General features: G+C 59.9%; 4 protein-coding genes and 1 pseudogene. 1 reads left to right on the top strand and 4 read right to left on the bottom strand.

The genetic code is table 11. From position 1 onward, the window contains the following. Both JW897_RS23920 and JW897_RS24580 read right to left on the bottom strand, forming a co-directional pair. Positions 1–9,852: pseudogene (locus JW897_RS23920) on the bottom strand (hypothetical protein); the annotation flags it as partial. 112 nt (positions 9,853–9,964) lie between these two features. After that, positions 9,965–10,096 carry a hypothetical protein gene (locus JW897_RS24580; RefSeq protein WP_275899901.1) on the bottom strand — a complete coding sequence of 44 codons (132 nt, stop codon included), beginning with the start codon at positions 10,094–10,096 and terminating at the stop codon, positions 9,965–9,967. Positions 10,097–10,798: 702 nt separating this feature from the next. On the opposite strand from JW897_RS24580, the gene JW897_RS23915 reads away from it, so the two are divergent. Then, entirely contained in the window at positions 10,799–11,128 is a 330-nt protein-coding gene (locus tag JW897_RS23915) for a hypothetical protein (RefSeq protein ID WP_205467906.1), read from the top strand. Between the two features lie 259 nt (positions 11,129–11,387). Here the strand turns inward: JW897_RS23915 and JW897_RS23910 are convergent, their stop codons facing one another. Together JW897_RS23910 and JW897_RS23905 are read right to left on the bottom strand one after the other, a co-directional pair. Next, complete coding sequence (locus JW897_RS23910; RefSeq protein WP_205467905.1) at positions 11,388–11,963, bottom strand: hypothetical protein; 576 nt, start codon at positions 11,961–11,963, stop codon at positions 11,388–11,390. Further along, a complete protein-coding gene (locus tag JW897_RS23905; RefSeq protein ID WP_205467904.1) occupies positions 11,960–19,306 on the bottom strand; it encodes a LysM peptidoglycan-binding domain-containing protein in 7,347 nt (2,448 codons plus the stop codon). Before JW897_RS23905 ends, JW897_RS23910 begins: the two co-directional genes overlap by 4 nt. Between the last annotated feature and the right edge of the window lie 13 nt (positions 19,307–19,319).

The raw sequence follows: 19,319 nt of genomic DNA, 5'->3' as shown, positions 1-19,319 counted from the left end.
ATTGAGCATCAGGCCCTTGGCGTCGAACAGTTGATATTCGAACTCATACACCGTCGGCGCGCTCAGGCCCTTGGCCTGCACGCTGCTGTCCCAGTCCCATTCGCCGTTGGCGGCGCGGCTCAGCGGCGCTTCGGCCCAGGCGCCGCCAGCGGTGCGATAGCGGATCAGGCCACGAGTGGCCGCCGCCGGCTGATTGCCGCCGATGTGGACGATCTGCGGCTGGTCGCGCCAGGCGACCGGTTGGCTGAGGCTGTTGGCCTCGCCCGGGCGGAAGGACCCCACCACAGCGCCCAGCGACTGGCCTTTGGCGTCGAGACGCTCCAGTTCGTACTCCCAGGTCTGGCCGGCGGCCAAGCCGTACTGAGCGGGGTTGAACTGGAACCAGCCTTGGATGCTGGTCTCCAGCGTGGTGTAGGCGCTGCCCCATGCGCCGCCCGGCTGACGGAAACGCACGCGCCCGGTGGCGGGCGTATTGCCCAGATTGGTCAGCACGATCCAGTTGTTGCTATACATCAAGGCGCTGTCGACGGCGGCGCCGCTTTGGGTGATCGTCGGCGCGCTGTCGCTGAGGTTCATCGTGCCCTGGCGGGTGTTGAGCACCTTGCCGGCGGCATCCATCGCGACATAGCGGAACTCGTAATGACCGCGCGCCATGCCGGACCAGTCGAGGGCGAACTGGCCGGGCACCGCATTGCCGTTGACCTTCAATTGCGGCACGGATACATACTGCCAACCGGCATTGCTGCCCGCCGGGCGAGTATAGAGCAACATCTGGGTGGTGTCGGTGGGTTGGCCTTGTAAATATAATGTAGGCATGGGGATAGTCCTTCCCGTTCCAACCCTTACTCCAGAATTGCCTTCTATCGTTTGATGATACTCCCCTTCAGGTGGTTTAAGCTCACGATACACTAATACCTCACCATAAGGAGTCTCCTTATAAATGGTGACTTCATCGGCACCAAGCATACTTTTATTGAACGCATTTCCACTCAAAACATACTGAGGAACTACTGATATTGAATAACCACCTCCACCAACAAAAAAATCTCTTTGCTGATATGACTCAGTCGTAGAGCTAGTAATCTCCCCTTGTTTATTTTGTATTACTCTTACAATTTCCTGCTTAATACTAATTCTCAAACGTCCAGAGCCTAGCTCAGGAAATGAAGAACCAACATTAATATCAAACCTTACATTTTTTTGAGGAGAGAGACTAAACAAAGGCTCGATTGTTTTTACTACCGTAACAGGGTATTTTTTAGTTGAGGCTACAGCGCCTCCCACCAGCGGATTCTTCCCCACCACTCCTTCCTGCCTCTTCGCCGCTCCCGCGCTCACCACCCCGCCGCTCCCCTCCTGCGGCTGCACGCTGATCCACGCCTCCGCGCGTACCTGCGCCTGATCACGCGCATTGACCATCTTCGGCTGGTAGGTCGCCACCCGCTGGTTGCGGCCGTCGTACTCGCTCACCATCAGCCGCAAGCCGCTGTCCCCCCGGTTGATCGCCGCCAGGATCTGATCCCGGCTCATTTGCCTTAGGTCCACGCTGTCCGATTCGATCTGCAATGTGGCGTTGCCGTTGGCGTCGTACAAATAGGCGCGCGTCACGCCGTTACTGTTATTGCGAAACACCCGGCCGGCGCCGTCGTAGTCGGCGAACTCCTGCCATGCCCCTTTGCCGTTGGCGCTGGTGCGTTTGCCGGCAATCTCGCCGTAGGCGTTGTAGCGGGTTTCGAAGCGCATGCCGGTCGCCTGGTCGCGTCTTTCGGTCTGGCGGCCGGCCGCGTCGTAGCGGTAGCCGGTCACGTCGTTCACTTCGCTGCCGTCGGCTTGGCGTCGCGCCCGCTGGCTGCGGCTCAGCTGGCCGGCGGCGTCGTAGTCGTAACGGATGACGTGGCCCATCGCGTCGCGCTGGCTCAGCAGCCGGCCGCCGATCCCGTATTGGTAGCGCACGATCTGGTCGTCGGCTTCGCTGGCCTCGTCCAGGCCGCGGCGGATCTGGCGGCTGAGTTGGTCCAGGCCGTTGTATTCGCTGTCGCTGGTCGGCCGCACGCTGCGGCCTTCGTAGTCGGTGTAGGCCGCGTCCTGGCGCCGGGTTTCCCGGCCCTGCGTGTCGTAGCGCCAGTCGGTGACCTGGCCGGCGGCGTCGGTTTTTTGGGTCACTTTGCCCAGCGCGTTGTACCGGTAGCGGGTGCTGGCGGTGACAGTACGCTGGCTTTTGCCGTCGGCGCTGGCCACCTGGAGTTTGAGGGTGCGTTCGACGCTGATCCGCCCCATCCGGTCGTAGTCGGTTTCGCGTACCCGGTCGTCGGCCTGGGGTTTGAGTTGCTGGCGTAGCGTGTCCAACGGGGTGGCGCTGTCGTAAGCGCCGCTCAGGGCGCTGGCGTAGCGGGTTTCGCGAATCGCCCGGCCGGCGGCGTCGTAGTCCCAGGCGGTGGCGTAGCCGGCGGCGTCGACGCTCAGCAGTTTGCGTCCGGCGCGGTCGTAGTAGTGAAGGCTGCGGCCACCGCGGGCGTCGGTGGTTTCGATCAGGTTGCCGTTGGCGTCGTAGCGCTGGCGGCTGATCAGGTCTTGGGTCGCCACGGTGTACTGGCCGCTGGCGGCGTCGCGCTGGCCCACGGTTTGCGCCGGCAGCCGGGTTTCGATCAGGCGGTTGTTGCCGTCGTAGACGTAGCGGGTTTCGCGGACGTCGGCATTCGCCGGCGCCGGCACTCCGCCGTCGGCCGGCAGGCCCACCGGGCTGGCGTAGACGCGCTGGACGAGGAGGTTGCCCGCCGCGTCGTAGCTCCACTCGCTGAGCACGCCGTCGCCGTTGCGTTCCGCCGTTTTACGGTCCAGCGCGTCGTAGCGGCTGCGGGTGACCTTGCCGTTGGCGTCGGTGAATTCGATCTGCCGGCCAGCGGCGTCGTAGCGCCAGCTTTGGCTGGGGCTGACCGTGGCTTCGCCGCCGTCCAGGGTGTAGATCGGCACCGCGTCGCCGGTCTGGCGGGTCAGCCGGTTGTTGCCGTCGTATTGGTAGCGGGTGGTGCGTTGTTCCGGCTTGCCCTCGGCTTCCACTTGCAGGGTGCGGTTGCCGAAGCCGTCGTATTCGAAGCGTTTGACGCTGCCCAGCGGACTGGTCTCTTTGAGCACCCGGCCTTGCGCGTCGTAGACATAGCGATAAGCGCCGCCCAGTGGGTTGGTGTAGACGGTCTTGTTGCCCAGGCCGTCGTACGTCATCTTCTCGACGCCGCCCTCGGCGTCGGTGATCGCCACCTGACGGCCCAGCTTGTCGCGGAGAATGGTGGTGACGGCGTCTCGAGCGGGGTCGGCCGGTATCGTCGGCCGACTTGTGGTCTTGAGCGTGGACACATTGACCCGCTTGGCATGACGGCTGATGCGCAGCACGTCGCCGAACGCATCGTACTCGGTCGTGGTGGCGCCGCCTTCGGGATCGATGTGCAGCACCTGCCGGCCCAGCGCGTCGTAATAGTTGTAGCCGCTGTAGCCGCGCGGGTCGGTGATCTTGACGGCGTTGCCGAAGGCGTCGTACTCGGTGACGGTGACGCCGCCCAGCGCGTCGGTTTCGCGAATCAGTCGGCCGAGCAGGTCGTAGTCGCGGCGGGTGGTGCGGCCATTGGCGTCGGTTTCGACGACGCGCTTGCCTTGGGCGTCCAGTTGATAGCGGGTGGCGGCGGCCAGCTTGTTGCCGTCGCCGCGGGTTTCGCTGATCAGGCGGCCGGCGGCGTCATAGGCGGTCCGTACGACTTGGTCTTGCGCGCTGGTTTTGATTTGCGCCAGCACGCGCCAGTCGTTCTGCGCCTGACGTATTTCCAAAGCGGCTGGATATTTGAGTTCCAGGCGCCCGCTGCGCCAGTTCAGCAGATCGAGGATCAATGCCCCTCGGCTCATGCCCTTTGGCCCCAAATTGGCCAACCACTTATCTTTATCGCTATTGTTCGGCGCGCCCCTCCCTATCCGCCGAAACGCCCAGTCGATGAAGGCGGCGTCATCCAGCTTGCCGTGTCGTGTTTCGAACTCGGGGCTGCTGAGCAGCGCCTGCGCTCGCTCGCTCTGATTCGCCGCTCGGGCATTGAGCTCTTCCAGGTTCGCCGGCGCGCGCCCCAAGACATAGGCGTACAGGCGCTTGTTGTAGTCCACCCACTCGGCGTTGGCCTCGGCGCTGTTCTGGGCGTCCGGTTCCGGCCAGAGGCGTTGGGCGTAGCGCCGCGTTTCAACCCTCTGACCCGCCGCATCGTAGCGATAGGCGGTGACATAGCCCGCGGCGTCCACGCTATGCGTCAACCGCCCGGCCGCATCGAATTGCTGTCGGCTCACTTGGTCGTTGCGGCGGTAGCTGGTGCCCTCCGCCAGCACTCGCCAATCATTCAACGCCCGGCCGATGTCGGCGGACGGCGCCACTTGCTGTATGTCCGCTTGTTGCAGCAGGCTCCAAAAAACGCTGCCGCGGCTTTCGCCGCCGTTCAGCCGCGCGATGGCGGCCTCCAGTTCTTGCGCGGTGCCGGCTCGGTTGTAAACCGTCTGGTAGATCCAGGCGGCGAGCTTGAGAGGGTCGAGCTTGCCCACTTTCTTTTCGAATTCGGCGCTCGCCATCAAGGCGTCGGCCCGTGCCGCCGGGTCGGCGGCGGCCTGGTCGTGCAGGAGGCTCGGCGAGTCGGCCGCCCTGCCGAACAAGTAGGCGTACAAGGTCTGGTTGACCTGCATCCAGCCCAGGTTGGCAATGCTCTTGTTGGCGTGCCGGCGCGTCTCCACGACATTGCCCAGCCCATCGTAGCTGCGGCGGGTGGCGTAGCCTTCCGCGTCCACGCTGAATACGGCGCGGCCGGCGGTGTCGTAGGCGAAGAATTCCTTGCGGTCCGCGGCGGAGCGCAGAATGTAGCTGCTGCCATCCGCGGGCGCCTGTTCAATGCGGTCGATCCGCGCCGGCATCTGATTGGTGCTGGTCTTCTTTTGCACCGGGTTGGCGTATTGGGTCCGCTGCTGCAGCAGGCCGGCCGCGTCGTACTGGTATTCGGTGGCGTAGCCACGCGCGTCCCGGCTCAGCTGCAACCGCCCCAGCGCGTCGTACAGCTGAAACTCTCCCCGGTCCGCGCCGCCCGTCAAGAGATAGGCACCGGCCGGCGCGCCGCTATCCGGGAGGCTGTCCAGGCGGGCGACGAGTTGGCCGTCGATGAACGTCCCTTGCACCGCATTGGCGAAGCGCGAGACCCAGGCCAGATTGCCGCCTTTGTCGTAACTGTATTGGGTCAGATAGCCTTGAGGGTCTATCCGCTGCAGCAGCCTGCCGGCTTTGTCGTATACCCGCCGTTCGGTCTGGTCCGCCGCGGAGGCCGTCAGATGCGGGGCGGGATCGGCCAGCGCGTCAGGGGAGGCGAGCAGGCTGGGCTTGAGCGCCTGGGCGTAACGCGTTGTGCGCAGTATCTGCCCTGCCGCGTCGTAAGCGGTCTCGACGACGTAGCCCAGCGCGTCGATGCTGTACACCTGCCGGTTGTTGGCGTCGTACACATAGCGCGTCACATTGCCGCCGGCATCGGTCTGGCTCGTCACATTGCCGTTGCCGTCGTAGCCGTAACGCGTCGTCAGCTTCGCCCCGCCCGGGTCCAGGATCTCGCTCAAGCGCCGGCCTTGCCGGTCGTATCGGTATTCGGTGGTTCTGGCCTGCTTGGTGCCGGCCGCCTCCGTCACGCTGACGGTGCGCCCCTGGCCGTCGTAGCGGTAGGCGGTGGCCAGTTTGAGGCCGGTGGCGTCGCGCACGGTTTCCATGACCCGGCCGTTGGCGTCGTAACGGGTTTCGGTCACGCCGCCGTTGGCGTCGATCTGCCGCAGCACCCGTCCGTGGGCATCGTATTCGGTGCGGGAGCTCAGCTTGAGGCCGGTCGGATCGATCGTGCGCTGCAAGACTCGGCCCACGGCGTCGTAGACGTAGACGGTGCGGGCGCCGTTGGCGTCCCGGCTTTCCATCAAGCGTCCGGCGCTGTTGTATTGCCATTGTTCGCTGTAGCCCAGCGGTTTGTTTTGGCCGATGCGCCGGCCATCGCGATCATATTGATAGCGGGTCGCATGGCCGCGCCCGTCTATCACGGTGACGACATCGCCGTGTCCGTTGCGCTCAGTGACGGTGGCGATGCCGTTGGCGTCGGTCACGGTCAGCCGGCCGGTCTTGTCGTCGTAGCGGCTGCGTGTGACGTAGCCCAGGGCATCGGTGTGTTCCAGCACACGGCCAAAGGCGTCGTAAACCGTTTGTTGCCGCGCGCCCGATGCGTTCTGGCTGACGATTTGCCGGCCCAGCCTATCGTATTCGCGGCGCTGAATCCGGCCTCGCGGATCGGTTTGCTCCCATGCCCGGCCAAAGACGTCGTAGCGGGTTTGCCGCTGCAGTTTCAGGCTGTCGACATCGTCTTGTCGCTGGACGACGAGGCCGCGCCGGTCGTACAGCAGCTGCTGGCGGCCGCCGTCCAGGCGCGTGTGGTCCTGACGCTCGCCAAAGGCGTTGTAAGTCCAGCGGTCCGTTTCTCGCCCCAAGGCGTCGGTCTGGCTGAACAGCGCGCCGCGCCGGCCGTATTGGTAGCTTTGACGGCTGAAACCGGCTTGCGCCAGCTCAAGCAGCAGCGGGGCGATCTGGCTTTGCAGCCCGCCGCTCAGGCCGCTCAGCTGCGCCGCGCTGAGCCGACGGTCATAACTCAGCTGTCCCACGATTTGGCCGAAAGCGTCGTAGCGGGTGTCGCTGACTTCGCCCAGCGCGTTGACGGTATGCGTCTGGAGGCCGGCGGCGTTATAGAAGTAGAGGGTGCGCTCGCCCTGACCGTCAACGCCGTTGGGACTCAGGGTGGCGGTGCGACGGCCGGCGGCGTCGTAGTAGTGGCGGCTGCCCCAGCGGCTCCACACGGCGTCGACCCGGGCCTGGCTGGGGGCGCCGCCCAGCGCGGCCAGCGCCTGGACGCCTTCGCCGGCCAGTTCGGCGATCAGCCGGCCCTGCTTGTCGTAACGTTGCAGTTGGCTGCGGCTATCGTCGCCGGCCTGGCGGACGGTCTGGGTCAGCCGGCCCTGGCTGTCGTACTGGTAGCGGGTGGTGAAACCGTCGGGCTGCCGCAGCTGCTGGGTGAGCCGGCCGGCGGCATCGTACTCGTACAGCAGGCCTTGGTCGTTGGCGTTGACGGCGGGCCGGCGCACGGCCAGGGTGTCGCCGGCTTTAGCGCGGTTGGCGTAGCGGATGTGTTGCTGCACGCGGCCGGCGGCATCGTAGCGGGTTTCATTGAGGTAGCCTTCGGCGTCGACCTCGCCCGTTTGCTGACCGTGACCGTCGTAATAGTAGGAAACGGTCTGGTCTTGAGCGCCAGGCTGGGGCCGGAGAGCGTCCAGGCCGCCGCGGGCGCGCGCGCTGGCCGGGGCCGCCGTGGCGTAGCGGATGCTGGCGAGGCGTTGACCGGCGCTGTTGTAGCGGTGCTCGGTCAGATAGCCTTCGCCATCCAGTTCGGCTTGCAACCGGCCGGCCGCGTCGTATAGCCGGCGTTCCGCGCGGTCTTGTCCGTTGGCGGCAACGCAGGCGTTGGCGTTGTCGAGGCTCAGTTCGCCTTCGTGGGCTTGCAGCGCTTGTTGTTGTTTGGCGTCCAGCCAGGCGGCGTAACGGGTGGTGCCGATGATTTGGCCGCGGCCGTCGTAGTGGGTGTCGATGACCGCGCCGCTGGCGTCTATGCTGCGCGCCAGCCGTCCGGCGGCGTCGTAGAGCAGGTGTTCAATGCGGTCGTCGTTGCCGGCTTGGGGACGCAAGGTCTCCAGCGACCAGCGCGCCGGATCCTTGCCCAGCAGGCTCAGGTCGATCCGGTTGGCGTAGCGGGTGCGCCGAATGATCTGGTTGGCGGCGTTGTAGCGGATTTCCGTTAATGCGCCGGTGGCGTCGATCTCCGCTTGCTTGCGTCCTTGCGCGTCGTAAAGCTGGTATTGATGCTGGCCGGTGGGGTCGGTGCTGCGCAGCAGCCGCCCCATCGCGTCGTAGAGATAGCGGGTGCTGCCCAGCGGCCCTCCGGCGTCCTGTTCCGTCTGAGCCAGCAAGCGTCCGGCGCTGTCATATTGCCTGAGCATGGTCAGACCATTGGCCAGCGTCACCTGGGTTTGCCGCTTCGCGTCCAGATAGACGGTGACGGTGCTGTTGCCCAGCGCGTCGGTCTGGCGGGTCAAGCGATTGAGCCCGTCGTAACGGTATTGCACGCTGGCGCCGCGGCCATCCCATTGCTGCAGCAGATTGCCGTGCTGATCGTACAGATAGCGGACGCGTTGTTCGCCGCCGTCGCGCACGCCCTGGCCCTTGGCGTCGAGACGGGCGTAGCGCACGGTTTCGCTCAACAAGCCGCGCAGGTCGTAAACGCTGTCGCTGCGCGACACCCGCTCCGCTGGCTGGCCGGCCGCCCAGGCCGTCAGCTTGGCGAGATCGGTCTTCTGCTGGCCGACGCCCTCCAGGTAGCGCAGCTGGCTGACCGGGCGGCCCAGGGCGTCATAGCGCCATTCGGTCACGCCCCCGCCGGGATCGATCTGGAAACGCAGACGACCCTGCGCGTCATAGACGTAACGCGCCGTCTGCGCGCCAGCCGGCGTTTGCGGGCCGGCGCCGTCAGGGTCCAGCCCGGTATAGCGGGTTTCGCTGAGCAGCCGATTCTCGGCGTCGTACTCCCGGCGCACGGTCTGGCCCAGAGCATCGCGCTCCAGGATGCGGTTGCCTCGCTCATCGTACTGATAGTCGGTGGCTTGACCCCGCGCGTCCGTCAGGCGCAGCACGCGCCCTTGGGCGTCGTAGCTCGCGCGCAGCTGGAGCTGGCCGCCGCTGCTGGCCTCCAGCAAGCGGCCCTGCGCGTCATAACGCCAGACACTCTGCAAGCCGGCGGCGTCGGTGATGGTGGTCTGTTGCTTGCCGACATCGTAGTCAAACCGAGTGCGGCGCACCGAGCCGTCGCTGTCGAGGTCGCGCACCTCGGACACGCGCCATTCGCCGCCGACTTGGCGGTAGGCAAACTCCAGGCGGCTGCCATCGCTCTGGCTCAGGCTGGCCAGCCGGCTGGAGTCTCCGTCATAGCCATAACGGGTCGTGTAAACCTTGCCGTCGTCGATGCGGCCGTCTTCCGGGCTCAGATCGACGCTGACGCTGCTAAGCCGCTGTTGCGCGTCGTAGCCATAGCGCACCCGGGTGCGGGTATGGCTGACCCCGTTCTCGGTCCACAAGGTGCGCAGTTGAGTGATATTGCCTTGCGCGTCGTAATCGATAGCCAGCTGCTCGCCGCCCGAGCTCTCCAGTCTCGTCACCTGGCCGGCCGCGTTGTAGATCACCCGCAAGGTCTTCCCGTCGCGGTCCCGCTGCAGCAGCAAGCGGCCGCCCGCCGCGGCGTCGTAGGTTTCCGAGAGCTGGGTCGCGCCATCGGTCCAGGTCCATTGCTGGCGAACGGCATCGTAACGCAGCAGATCGTCGGCGCCCTCGCCGTCCTGTCCAATATAGGCCTGACGGCCGGCATCATAACGATAGAGCGCGGAGGAACCGTCCTCTCCAATGCGACGCACGCTGCTGCCCGCCTGGTTGAACCCGCCCTGCAAGCCGGTCACCTGCCGCGCCACCCCCAGCCGCCAGATGCCGGAGCCGCCCTCCACCCGCCCCTGGCTGTTGTAGGTGCGCAGCAAGCTCAGGTCGAGGCCCGCGCTCTTCAGGAACTCGTCGCGTTGCTGCAGCAGCAGATTGCCGTTGCCCGCGTTGACGTAAACCTTCTCGCCGTTGCGGCCAAAGGCGGCCTCACCCAATTGCCCCTGCCTGCCCAAGGACGCCAATGAGCCATTCTGCAGCCCCATCCCCCCGCCCAGCACCATCGCAACCATGTTCGATCTCCCAGAAGCGCTCGTTCAGGGAGTCTTATCTGAGGATTTTGGGAAAAGTTTAGATCTAAATTAATAAATTCATAAAATGCCCTGCGAAGTCTTATGTCGCGCCTCACCCCCGCCGCCGGCCGCTGACGCCGCCGGGCGGGTTCAGGCTCCATTCGCTGATCAACGCTATGCCGTCGGAAGCGGCCGCCAGCAGGCCCAGGACCTTGGGCAGGCTCAAGACGCTCAATGGATACATAGCGTGCCTGCCCGACGGCATCTTTGCCGTGAGCAGACAGGCCATCACCAAAAGCGTACCCAGCCCACGACATCAGCCACCGGTAGAAGGACTCGTAGCGGCAGCCATCGCCTGTCCACACAAGCACAACGTGAAGAAGCAAGACGGGAACAGGCACGGCCGAGGGGCCGCACTGCTTGGGACAGGGGGTGGGCCTGATGACGCTTCCAAAGGATAGTCGCCTCACTGGCCAACAGTGGGCATTAAAAGGGAGACTCGCCCCATGGCTTTTCTCCCCACAAGAAAGAGGCCGAGGGCATACGATGAATTTCAGCCCATGAGAGGAAAAAATAGAAAGGCGAATAGGCCATCGGCCACTAGCCTGCAGATCCAGACGGCGTTCTCAAAGCCTGTTTACGCTCTTGCGAGCGAGGACAAGACCAAGCGCAAACCGCTTGCCTCCCCGCAGCAAGCACGTGATAATCCGGCCGTGCTGTGATTCAGCACCGGGCTTGGCAGCCCGAACATCAAGGCGGACAACCGCCATACGCGGCATTTTTACGTCCGTTGCACACCACAGGGTAAGTCTTAAGCTAAGACTGGCCGTGGTGGGGGCGTGCCTGCACGCGCCGGGTCCTTGATGCCGGTCTGCCAACCCTGCCACGCGCCTGTCTCCCCGTTTGGCAGCGATGAGGCAGGCTTAACGCTCATCAAGGAGTCGCCATGACTAGCCCCGTTCAATCCCATTCCCGCCACACCCCATCGCTATCCACCCTGCTATTTCAGCTGAAAAGCTTGCGCCAGCAAAATGTCTCGCTACAACCGATCGACCCGCTATTGCAGCAACTAGACGCATACTGCGAGCACTTCCATCACAACGCCCACCTGCTTAGCTTGGAGCTCGGCCAGGTCAGCAGCGCCCTGAGCGCGCTGACAGCGATGCTGGACCAATCCAATCTCGACACGCTGGAGTGCGAGCAGGTGTATTGCCTGCTGGAGCCTTTCACCCACCGCTTGCAGCAAACCACGATGCAGATGCAGGAATTGGCGTAAGCCTTTGAACAACCAAAGCCCCGCGAGGGGCTTTGGGGGAGGCTTGGGCCTATAAATTACGGCGCGCCCAAAGGTAGTGTTGCCAAGGTAACACGTGGGCAAGCCTTTTGGCTTGCCCACCCTACTTGCTACACCAACCACGCTAAGAAAGAAGCCAAGCACAGAAATGAAGTGATCACTGTTGTGGCACGGGAAGCGCTCAACGTGAAAAATTAAGGGACCGAGGGGCTGCGACAATAGCAATAGGCCACAACGCTCATTACACTTCAAGCTCAACCAATTCAGTTATTGAAATTTTCTTTTCTTCTAGAACAGAGAAATCATCAGAACCATCATGCAAACCATGGGATGCAATGAAACTCTTTCCATTTTGAAAAACAAAACGCAGACCCAACTCACTCGGCACCCCTTCCTCTTTAGCACTCATCACTCTCTTCTTCAGCACCGTCAGCTCAATCAAAACCGACCCAACAATCTCCCTCCAAAAAGCAGACGAATACAACTCATCCTGAGCAGATATCGGAAACAACTCCTCATCCTGATCTAAAGTAGAAAATAGGGAGGCATGACATCGAGCACTCTCATCCCAAACAATGACACTATTTATAGCCGGATCACTAGCAACCCCCATGATCTCACCACTCTCAAATTGCACACTCAAAGGCCCAGCTGTCAATGAAAAAACAGCTGACCTATCAACATTGCACTCTACTGCTGCCTCCTCTGCAGGCCACCAACTATAACGAACAAGTTTTGTCGCACGGAGACCAACGAATGATTTTAAGTAATCAGCAGCCATCAAAGGAGGCATTGGATTCACTATGGATGCTTTCATTTAAATGGTCCATTTCGCTTGGCGGATTGAATCAGCAAGTCAATCATTCGCAGATTATTTTTTGATGGCACTGTATTAACATTAACAGCAAGCGGATCAGCAATCACAACTCGACCTCGTTCACTAATCAAAAATTGAAGGTCATTGATTTGAATTTTCTTTGTTTCCATGGCGCTCCTAATACCTTGAAGATCAACCACACTTTGTGCATTCAAAAGTGGAGACTCTCCAACAATACGTATTTTCCCATTTTCAAGCCTAACAATCTCTTTCGAACCCTGTGCAAAGCGATCAAACACCAACCCTGGTTGTCCTGCAACATTAATAGGTCCCCTAGCATTTACGGTGGGTAACCCTAGCTCATCAAGTTGCGTTAACAATCTAAGCTCCTCCACCAAGACTTGAGGATTCTTACCAGATCTCAACACGCCGACCGCTTGGCTTTCTCTATAGGCAAAAACATCTTTATTACCACCACGGCCAAGCAGCACCCCCAAATCAGAAGATGCTATCGTACTTGGTAAAGACAATCCCTCCGCCCCTAACACCTTACGGACAGAACCCCCGAAAAACATCGTTCCTACATCCAACCCCAGTTGCGTACGCATGGAGCCCGCTTCAAAATCCCGCCCCATGCTCTCCAAAACATCGGCCTGCTGACGACGACTATTCAACGAATCGACGAACCCCAACGCGGATGCGACCGGGTCACTCAACAAAGAAGTGATGGCTTGTCCCCGCGCATTCTGCCGCGCCCACACCCCTTGGGCAATTGAGCTATCATGCCCCATACCAAGGCTAACGATATCACCCAGCTGATACAAGCTGTCCGCCGTAGTCCGAGCCAAACCATCCACGCTATTCAAAGCGAATTTCGCCACACCATGCATTTGGCCTAATAGATAGTTCCAACTAAATTCTTTCGGATTGAACATACTTTGCAATTCAGTACGAGAGGCCTGGACTCTGGACGGGTCATACTCAGCCTCTCCTGGATAGTTACCCCCACCTACAATAGAGATCACCATTTCATCTTTACCCGCACGCGACCTGCTTGGCGCTTGGGCCTTGGCCGCTGTCGCCCGTTGCGCCAGCGGCTCGTCGTCCACCACCCCATAAGCAGCCTCGCTGCTCATCGAATCCAGGCTGAGCCAAGCCGGTTCCAGGGCTTCCGCCCGGCCGCTAAAGCCCCAGTCGCGTACCTGTTTGGCAAACGCCGCCTTCTGCTGTTGCCGCTCCCTATCCTGATTTTGGATGCCGCTTACCACCTGGTCGCCCAGCGCGCTGCCGAAGGATTCCGCCGCGATTGCGCTCCAGTTAGGACGTTGGCCGGTCAGTTGCGACTGGATGCCGCCCGATACCAGCCCGCGCAGCGTGCCGTAGCCAACGCCGGCCACCGGATCCGAGCTCTTCCAGCCCAGACTGTCGCCCATCCAGCCGCTGCCCCCGGCCGCCGCGCCGCTAGCAGCCACCGAGGTCCAGTTAAAGGACTTTTGCAGCCCGGTGGCCATAGCCACGCCCTGGGTCATCGCGTTGACCGCCATCGTCCGCGCCACCGTCTCGCCCAGCCCTTTGCCGGCAAAGGCCGACAAAGCGGAGGTGTTGGACGCCCCCGCCAGGCCGGCGGTTGCGGCCGCTGAGAACGCCGACAGCCCCACCTGGCCCCAGGAGAAGCGGTCCTGCATTCCTATCGCCATCGCCACGCCTTGGCTGACGATAGAGCCAGCCGCGCCGCCTATCGCGGCAGCCGCGAGACCGGCCCCACCCGCGATGCCCCCAGCCAAAGTCGCAGCACCCGCGGCAGCAATCTGAGCCAGGCTAGCAGCGCCCAAAGTCAATGCACTACCGGTGGCCGTAGTCACCATTCCCATCGCCACCGCCGCAGCACCCGCCGTCATCACCACCGCAACAACCGCAACAACGGCGATGAAGATAGCACCGAAACCACCGCAGCCTCCTCCTCCCCCACTCTGCGGCGGCGGCGGCGGATCCGGTAGCGTCGGCGTCACATCCCCAATCGCCTCGCCCGGGCTATACACTCGGTAGGTACTACTGCTGTTGTGAAGATTGGTGACTTTATTCGGCACCCGCAGCGCCTGACCTGCAGCCAAGGTCTCGCTGCCGGTCAGACCATTGGCGTCGGCCAGCAAATACCACAGCGACTTGTCGCCCCACAGCCCCGCAGCCAAACTCTGCAGCGTATCGCCGCCACGCACGGTTACCGTGCTTGGGGCCTGCCCCGGGTAATTGGGGGCAATCGGCTCGTAGTTCTGATCAAAGTCGGCGCTGCTCACCGCCACGCCAAAACGATACTGGTCTTTCTTGCCGCCCAGTTGGCCTTGAGCCAATGCTTGCGCAAAGTCCATGCGGCTTGGGCCATCATTGCCCACCGCGCCCACTTGCTTGCCGTCAACGTAGTAATAGTCTTGACGCTTGTAGACGCTCTGCTTATCCAACTCTTCCCGCCGAATCACCACCCCTTGCGCATCGTTGATGTAACGCAGGCTGCGCTGCCCCTGCTCGTCGATAGCCTCTTTCAGGTGGCCGTTGACGTCATAGGTCAAATGCGAGATGCCGGGCAGCCAACCCGGCGCATCCTTGTTGTACGGCTGAGCGGTAATCTTGGATTGCTTGGCCTCATCCCACCACTCGTACTCGTAGTAAGTAGTGACCGTGGTGTCGTCCTCTTGCTGGGTGGATTTCAAGGTTCCGTCAGCCATCAGGCCGTACTTGGTCGCTTTGCCATCCACCACCTGGCGCAGCATTTTGTTGTCCGCGTCGTAGTCGGTGTGCGTCTTGCGGGCCTTGGCCTGACCGTCCCAACTAAAGCTTTCCCCATCAGTCACCCGGCCCAACAAGTCATTGCTGCGCCGGTACGCCAGCTTGCCGTTGATCTGGGTATCCGTCAGATAGCCATCTGCAGTGTAACTGTACGTTTCCACCGTGCCATCACCGCCATTACTCGCCTTGACTCGTTGGCCGAAACCATCGTACTCGATCCGGGTGCCGCGGCTGCCCGCCACGATATTGCCGGAGGCGTCACGGCTGCCCTGGGTTACCGTGAAACGATTCATCGCATCGTAGGCGTACCAATTGTCCTGAACCTGCTTGCTGCCGTCCTTGCCATCCTGATATTCGCTGTAGACACGCAGACGGTTGCCCACCGCGTCGTACTGATAGCGGCTGAGGAAGCGCGGGTCCTTGATTTCGATCACTCGACCACGTTCGTCATAGCGCATAACGGACTGTTGATAGAACGTCAGGTGGTCGCGGTCCGGACCGCTGGCGTAAGCCTCATAATTTTTACGGCCGTCGTCGTCATAGCCATACAGCGTAAAACGGTTAGCGGCCCTATCCTCCATACCCTGCAGATTGCCATTGCCATAGTAGGTGTACAGGATATTCTGGCCTTTATCGCTCTGCTGGCGAATCAACTGACCCGCGTTGTTGTACTGGTACTGAGTCACCCGCCCGCCCAGATCACGGTGTTCGCTCTTGAGTCCGAACAGATCCACCGCATCCAGCAGAGTCATAGTGTTGGCGTTGGTGGTGGTGGTTCGCCAACCGCCCACCACAATGCCGCCGGCGCCCTTCAACTGAGCATCCCAGGCATAGCTGTAGGCGGTATGACGAGACGCCGCGCTGACGGTTTCCAGCACCCGGCCCAGGCTGTCGTAGCGCGTCGTCTCCGCGAATACCGCCTTGCCGTCGCTGGTCCGGTGAGCAATCCGCTGCCCCGCACTGTCATAGTCGTACTCGTCATAGCCACGGCTGCCGTCTGCTCGCTGAGCGCGGTCCATTCGTTTGAGGCGGCCGAGCTTGTCGTATTGATAATCTTGTTGGCGCTGGCCATTGACTGTAACGATGCGCAGATTGCCCAGGCTGTCGTAAGCCATTTCCTTGCTGCTGCCATCTGCATGGCGTTCACGCAGCACCTTGCCCTGCCCCTCCTGGCTGCCTGCCAGCCAACGCTGGCGATTTTCATGCCCATTGGCGTCTATGCTGGACACCAGATTTCCCGCCGCGTCATAGCCGTAACGCGTGACCGCTTCGTCGGCCAGTTTGTCGCTGCCGTCGATATTCTTCAGCACATCGCCGTTGTCGTCGCGCAACTTGAGCGCAGCTTCGCGCTTGGCGACCAGCTTGCCGGCCGTATTGTATTCAGAGCGGATAGTGTTGCCGGCGCCATCGGTTTCGCTAATCACTTCGCCGAAAGCATTGTAGGTTTGGCGGCGCGTGATGGTGGCCTCACGGTTGGTCACTCCTAGCAACACCCATCGCAAACGCCCAGTAGAAACCTCTTCTCCATTTACACCTCGTCGCATAAACCCATTTACTAACAAGGTGCTGCCATCACTATCTTGAAGATAGACCCCATTGATGTCTTTCAACTGATAGCGGTATTCATAATCACCAGCGACAAGAGCATCAACATTTAATGCAAACGGCCCATTTTCCTTTCTGTTTAATTTAACCTCCTGCCAAGCCCCACCACTTTTCTCTCGGTATTGCAACTCCATTTGATTTGCCGCTGCTTGCTCTGGATAAAAGGCGACATACATAGGCAAGGCTAAGCCAACAACACTTCCTTTATCCAGAGTCACTGCACCACCACCCAAAGCAATAGAACCTTGAGCACGGTTAACCATACGACCTACCACATCAAATAACTGATATTCAAATTCATAAAGAGCAGGCAATAACAAACCACGAGCGAGCTCCACACAATCCCAGTTAAACTCCCGCCCCTCACTTTTAACCAGAACAACTTCTTTAAAATCTAACTGACTACCTACCGGACGAAAACGCACGACACCATGCACCGCTTCCGGCAATTGATTTTTAATATGAACAATCTGTGGCTGCTCATGCCAGCGGACAGGGGCTGTTACAGAATTTGGATTACCCGGTTGCAAACTACCGATCAAACGGCCAAGTGACTGCTGACCACTAAAATACTCCAAGTCATACTCATAACTTATACCCGCTTTTAGTCCATAATCTGCGAGATTAAACTGGAACCATGCTCCAGAATAATCACTAGACACCCCTCCACGCTCTACCCACCCCCCCCATGCTCCTCCATTTGCTCGAAAACGGATAAGGGTACGATTTGTTCGCTCACTTATACCAACAACATTCACACTTCCAAGCTCCTCCCCTCCTGCCCCCACAGTCATAAAGGCACTATTCATTGGCAAATTATTTTGTGAAATGTTAGGGCTTTTATCATCAAGGTTCATCTCACCCTGACGAGCATTTAATAATTTACCCTGACTATCCAATGACAAATAACAAAACTCATACTTACCTCTCTCCATCTTTGACCAATCAAAAGAAAACCAAGATGATTGTTCATGCCCATTAATTTTCATATTTGGTATTGATTGCACCACCCACCCTGATTCAGAAGGCACACGCCGAGTGAGGAAAATTATTTTAGACACACCAATCTGGTTCTTAAAATTAATTTCAGACCGAGCTATCGACAGCTTTGGAAACGAAAGAGGCTCAGGCAGATAACGCCCAATGACATCCATTCCATTAAATGATTTTTCTACCTTCCCTAAAAACACCTCCTGACCTTGAACTTCCTTATATATACTCACCTCAAACTTATAATTACGCTGCTCGAAATTAATAAGAGGCAAATTAACATCAACATTTACACTACCACCTGAATATCCGTACTTTGTCTCAACAAACCTTTCTTTCGGCATAGGGCGGACGATTGAAACAATCTCAAACTTATATCGCCCATCCCCAAGCATTAACACATTCTCAGGGAAATTAAACGTCATAGCAGCCTTAAATGCACGACCAAACTCACCCCTACCAAACCTAGCATCCAACAAGTAATCATGAAATCCATTAAATAGGATTTGACTTGTAATTAGACCATCACCAACAATTGCAATATCAGCTTTTCCCATCGGGCTAACGATAGGGACAGTATCCCTAAAAAATGCCCCATCTGTTGTTACCACATCTCCACGCCCAGTTTGCTGCTCTGCGGTAGTCCAAGCCTCTACCTGTACAACTGAATCTTGATGCTTATTCACTATTTTGGGCTGACGTGTTGCCACATGTAGATTTCGAGCATCGTAGTCACTCACTGACAAACGAAACGCCTCCAAATCATCTTGAAAGCTAGAGCCATTGACTTGGGATAATTTATATAGCACTTGTTCCAATGTCAGAGCCCGTAACTCGTCACCTTGACTTCGCCCTGACACAACCGTCAGTGTAGAATTACCATTAGCATCGTAGCCATACAGTTTGGTTACACCACCAGCGTTGCCACGAATCAGCCTGCCAGCAGTGTCGTATTCGCTGAACTCCTGCCAGTCTCCTTGACGATTGATACTGGTCCGCTTCCCCGTAATTTGCCCCCAAGCGTTGTAGCTCACCTCCTGCCATACCCCGGTCGCGACATCCTGCTTGGCAGTCTGCAACTTAGCCGCGTTGTAGGCATACAGCGTGACATCCTGGCCTCCAGCAGCCTCCTTGCGCTCCCGGCGGGTGCGCGTCACATTGCCAACCGCATCGTAGTCGTAGAACGTGATATTGCCCTCGGCATCGCGCATCCAATCGGCACGACCACCCAGCTTGTAATGGGTTTCGCTGAATACGCCGTCCACGCCGATCTTGACGACCTTGGTCGCCAGACTCAAATCGTTGTAGCTGGTATCTGTGATCGGCCGTACGTTCTGCCCGGTTTGATCGATAAATGCCGCATCCTCGCGGTGGACTTCGCGGCCCAGCGCATCGTAGCGAATGTCAGTGACAGCACCCTTGGCGTCGGTTTTCTGCGTCAGCAGCCCTAACGAGTTGTAGCGATACAGGGTACGCACGACGCCGGTCTGACGGGTTTGCGCAATAGCGTCTTCTTCTGGCTTTTTCGAAGCCTCCAGGCTTGCCTGCTCGTAATAGTCGACATTCAGCCGACGCTCCTCCAGCAGCCTTCCCATGCGGTCATAATCAAACTCGCTGATACGATCCTGAGCACCAGGCTTAAGCAGGCCACGCGCCTCATCCAGCGCCATGCCATCGACCGGCACCGTCACGGCAGTTGCGTAGCGCACCTCTCTTACCGGCTTGCCCGCGGCGTTGTAGCTCCAAGCCGCCGCATAGCCTGCGGCATCCACCTCCAGCAGCTTGCGCCCGGCAAGGTCATACCAACGAAGAGTCCGATTACCCCGAGGGTCAATCTCACACACCACATTTCCATTGGCATCATATTGATGTTCAGTAACAAGGTCCTGAACTCTGACTGTCGGAGCCCCATCCTTCCGCACATCACCATAAATAACGGTCTGACTAGGAACCACCGTCTTCTGCAATCGATTGTTGCCA

The organism is Chromobacterium alkanivorans, from assembly GCF_016937655.1.
Classification (GTDB): domain Bacteria; phylum Pseudomonadota; class Gammaproteobacteria; order Burkholderiales; family Chromobacteriaceae; genus Chromobacterium; species Chromobacterium alkanivorans.
Note: the sequence above shows the minus strand (reverse complement) of the source record. Positions and strands in the feature narration are given on the sequence as shown.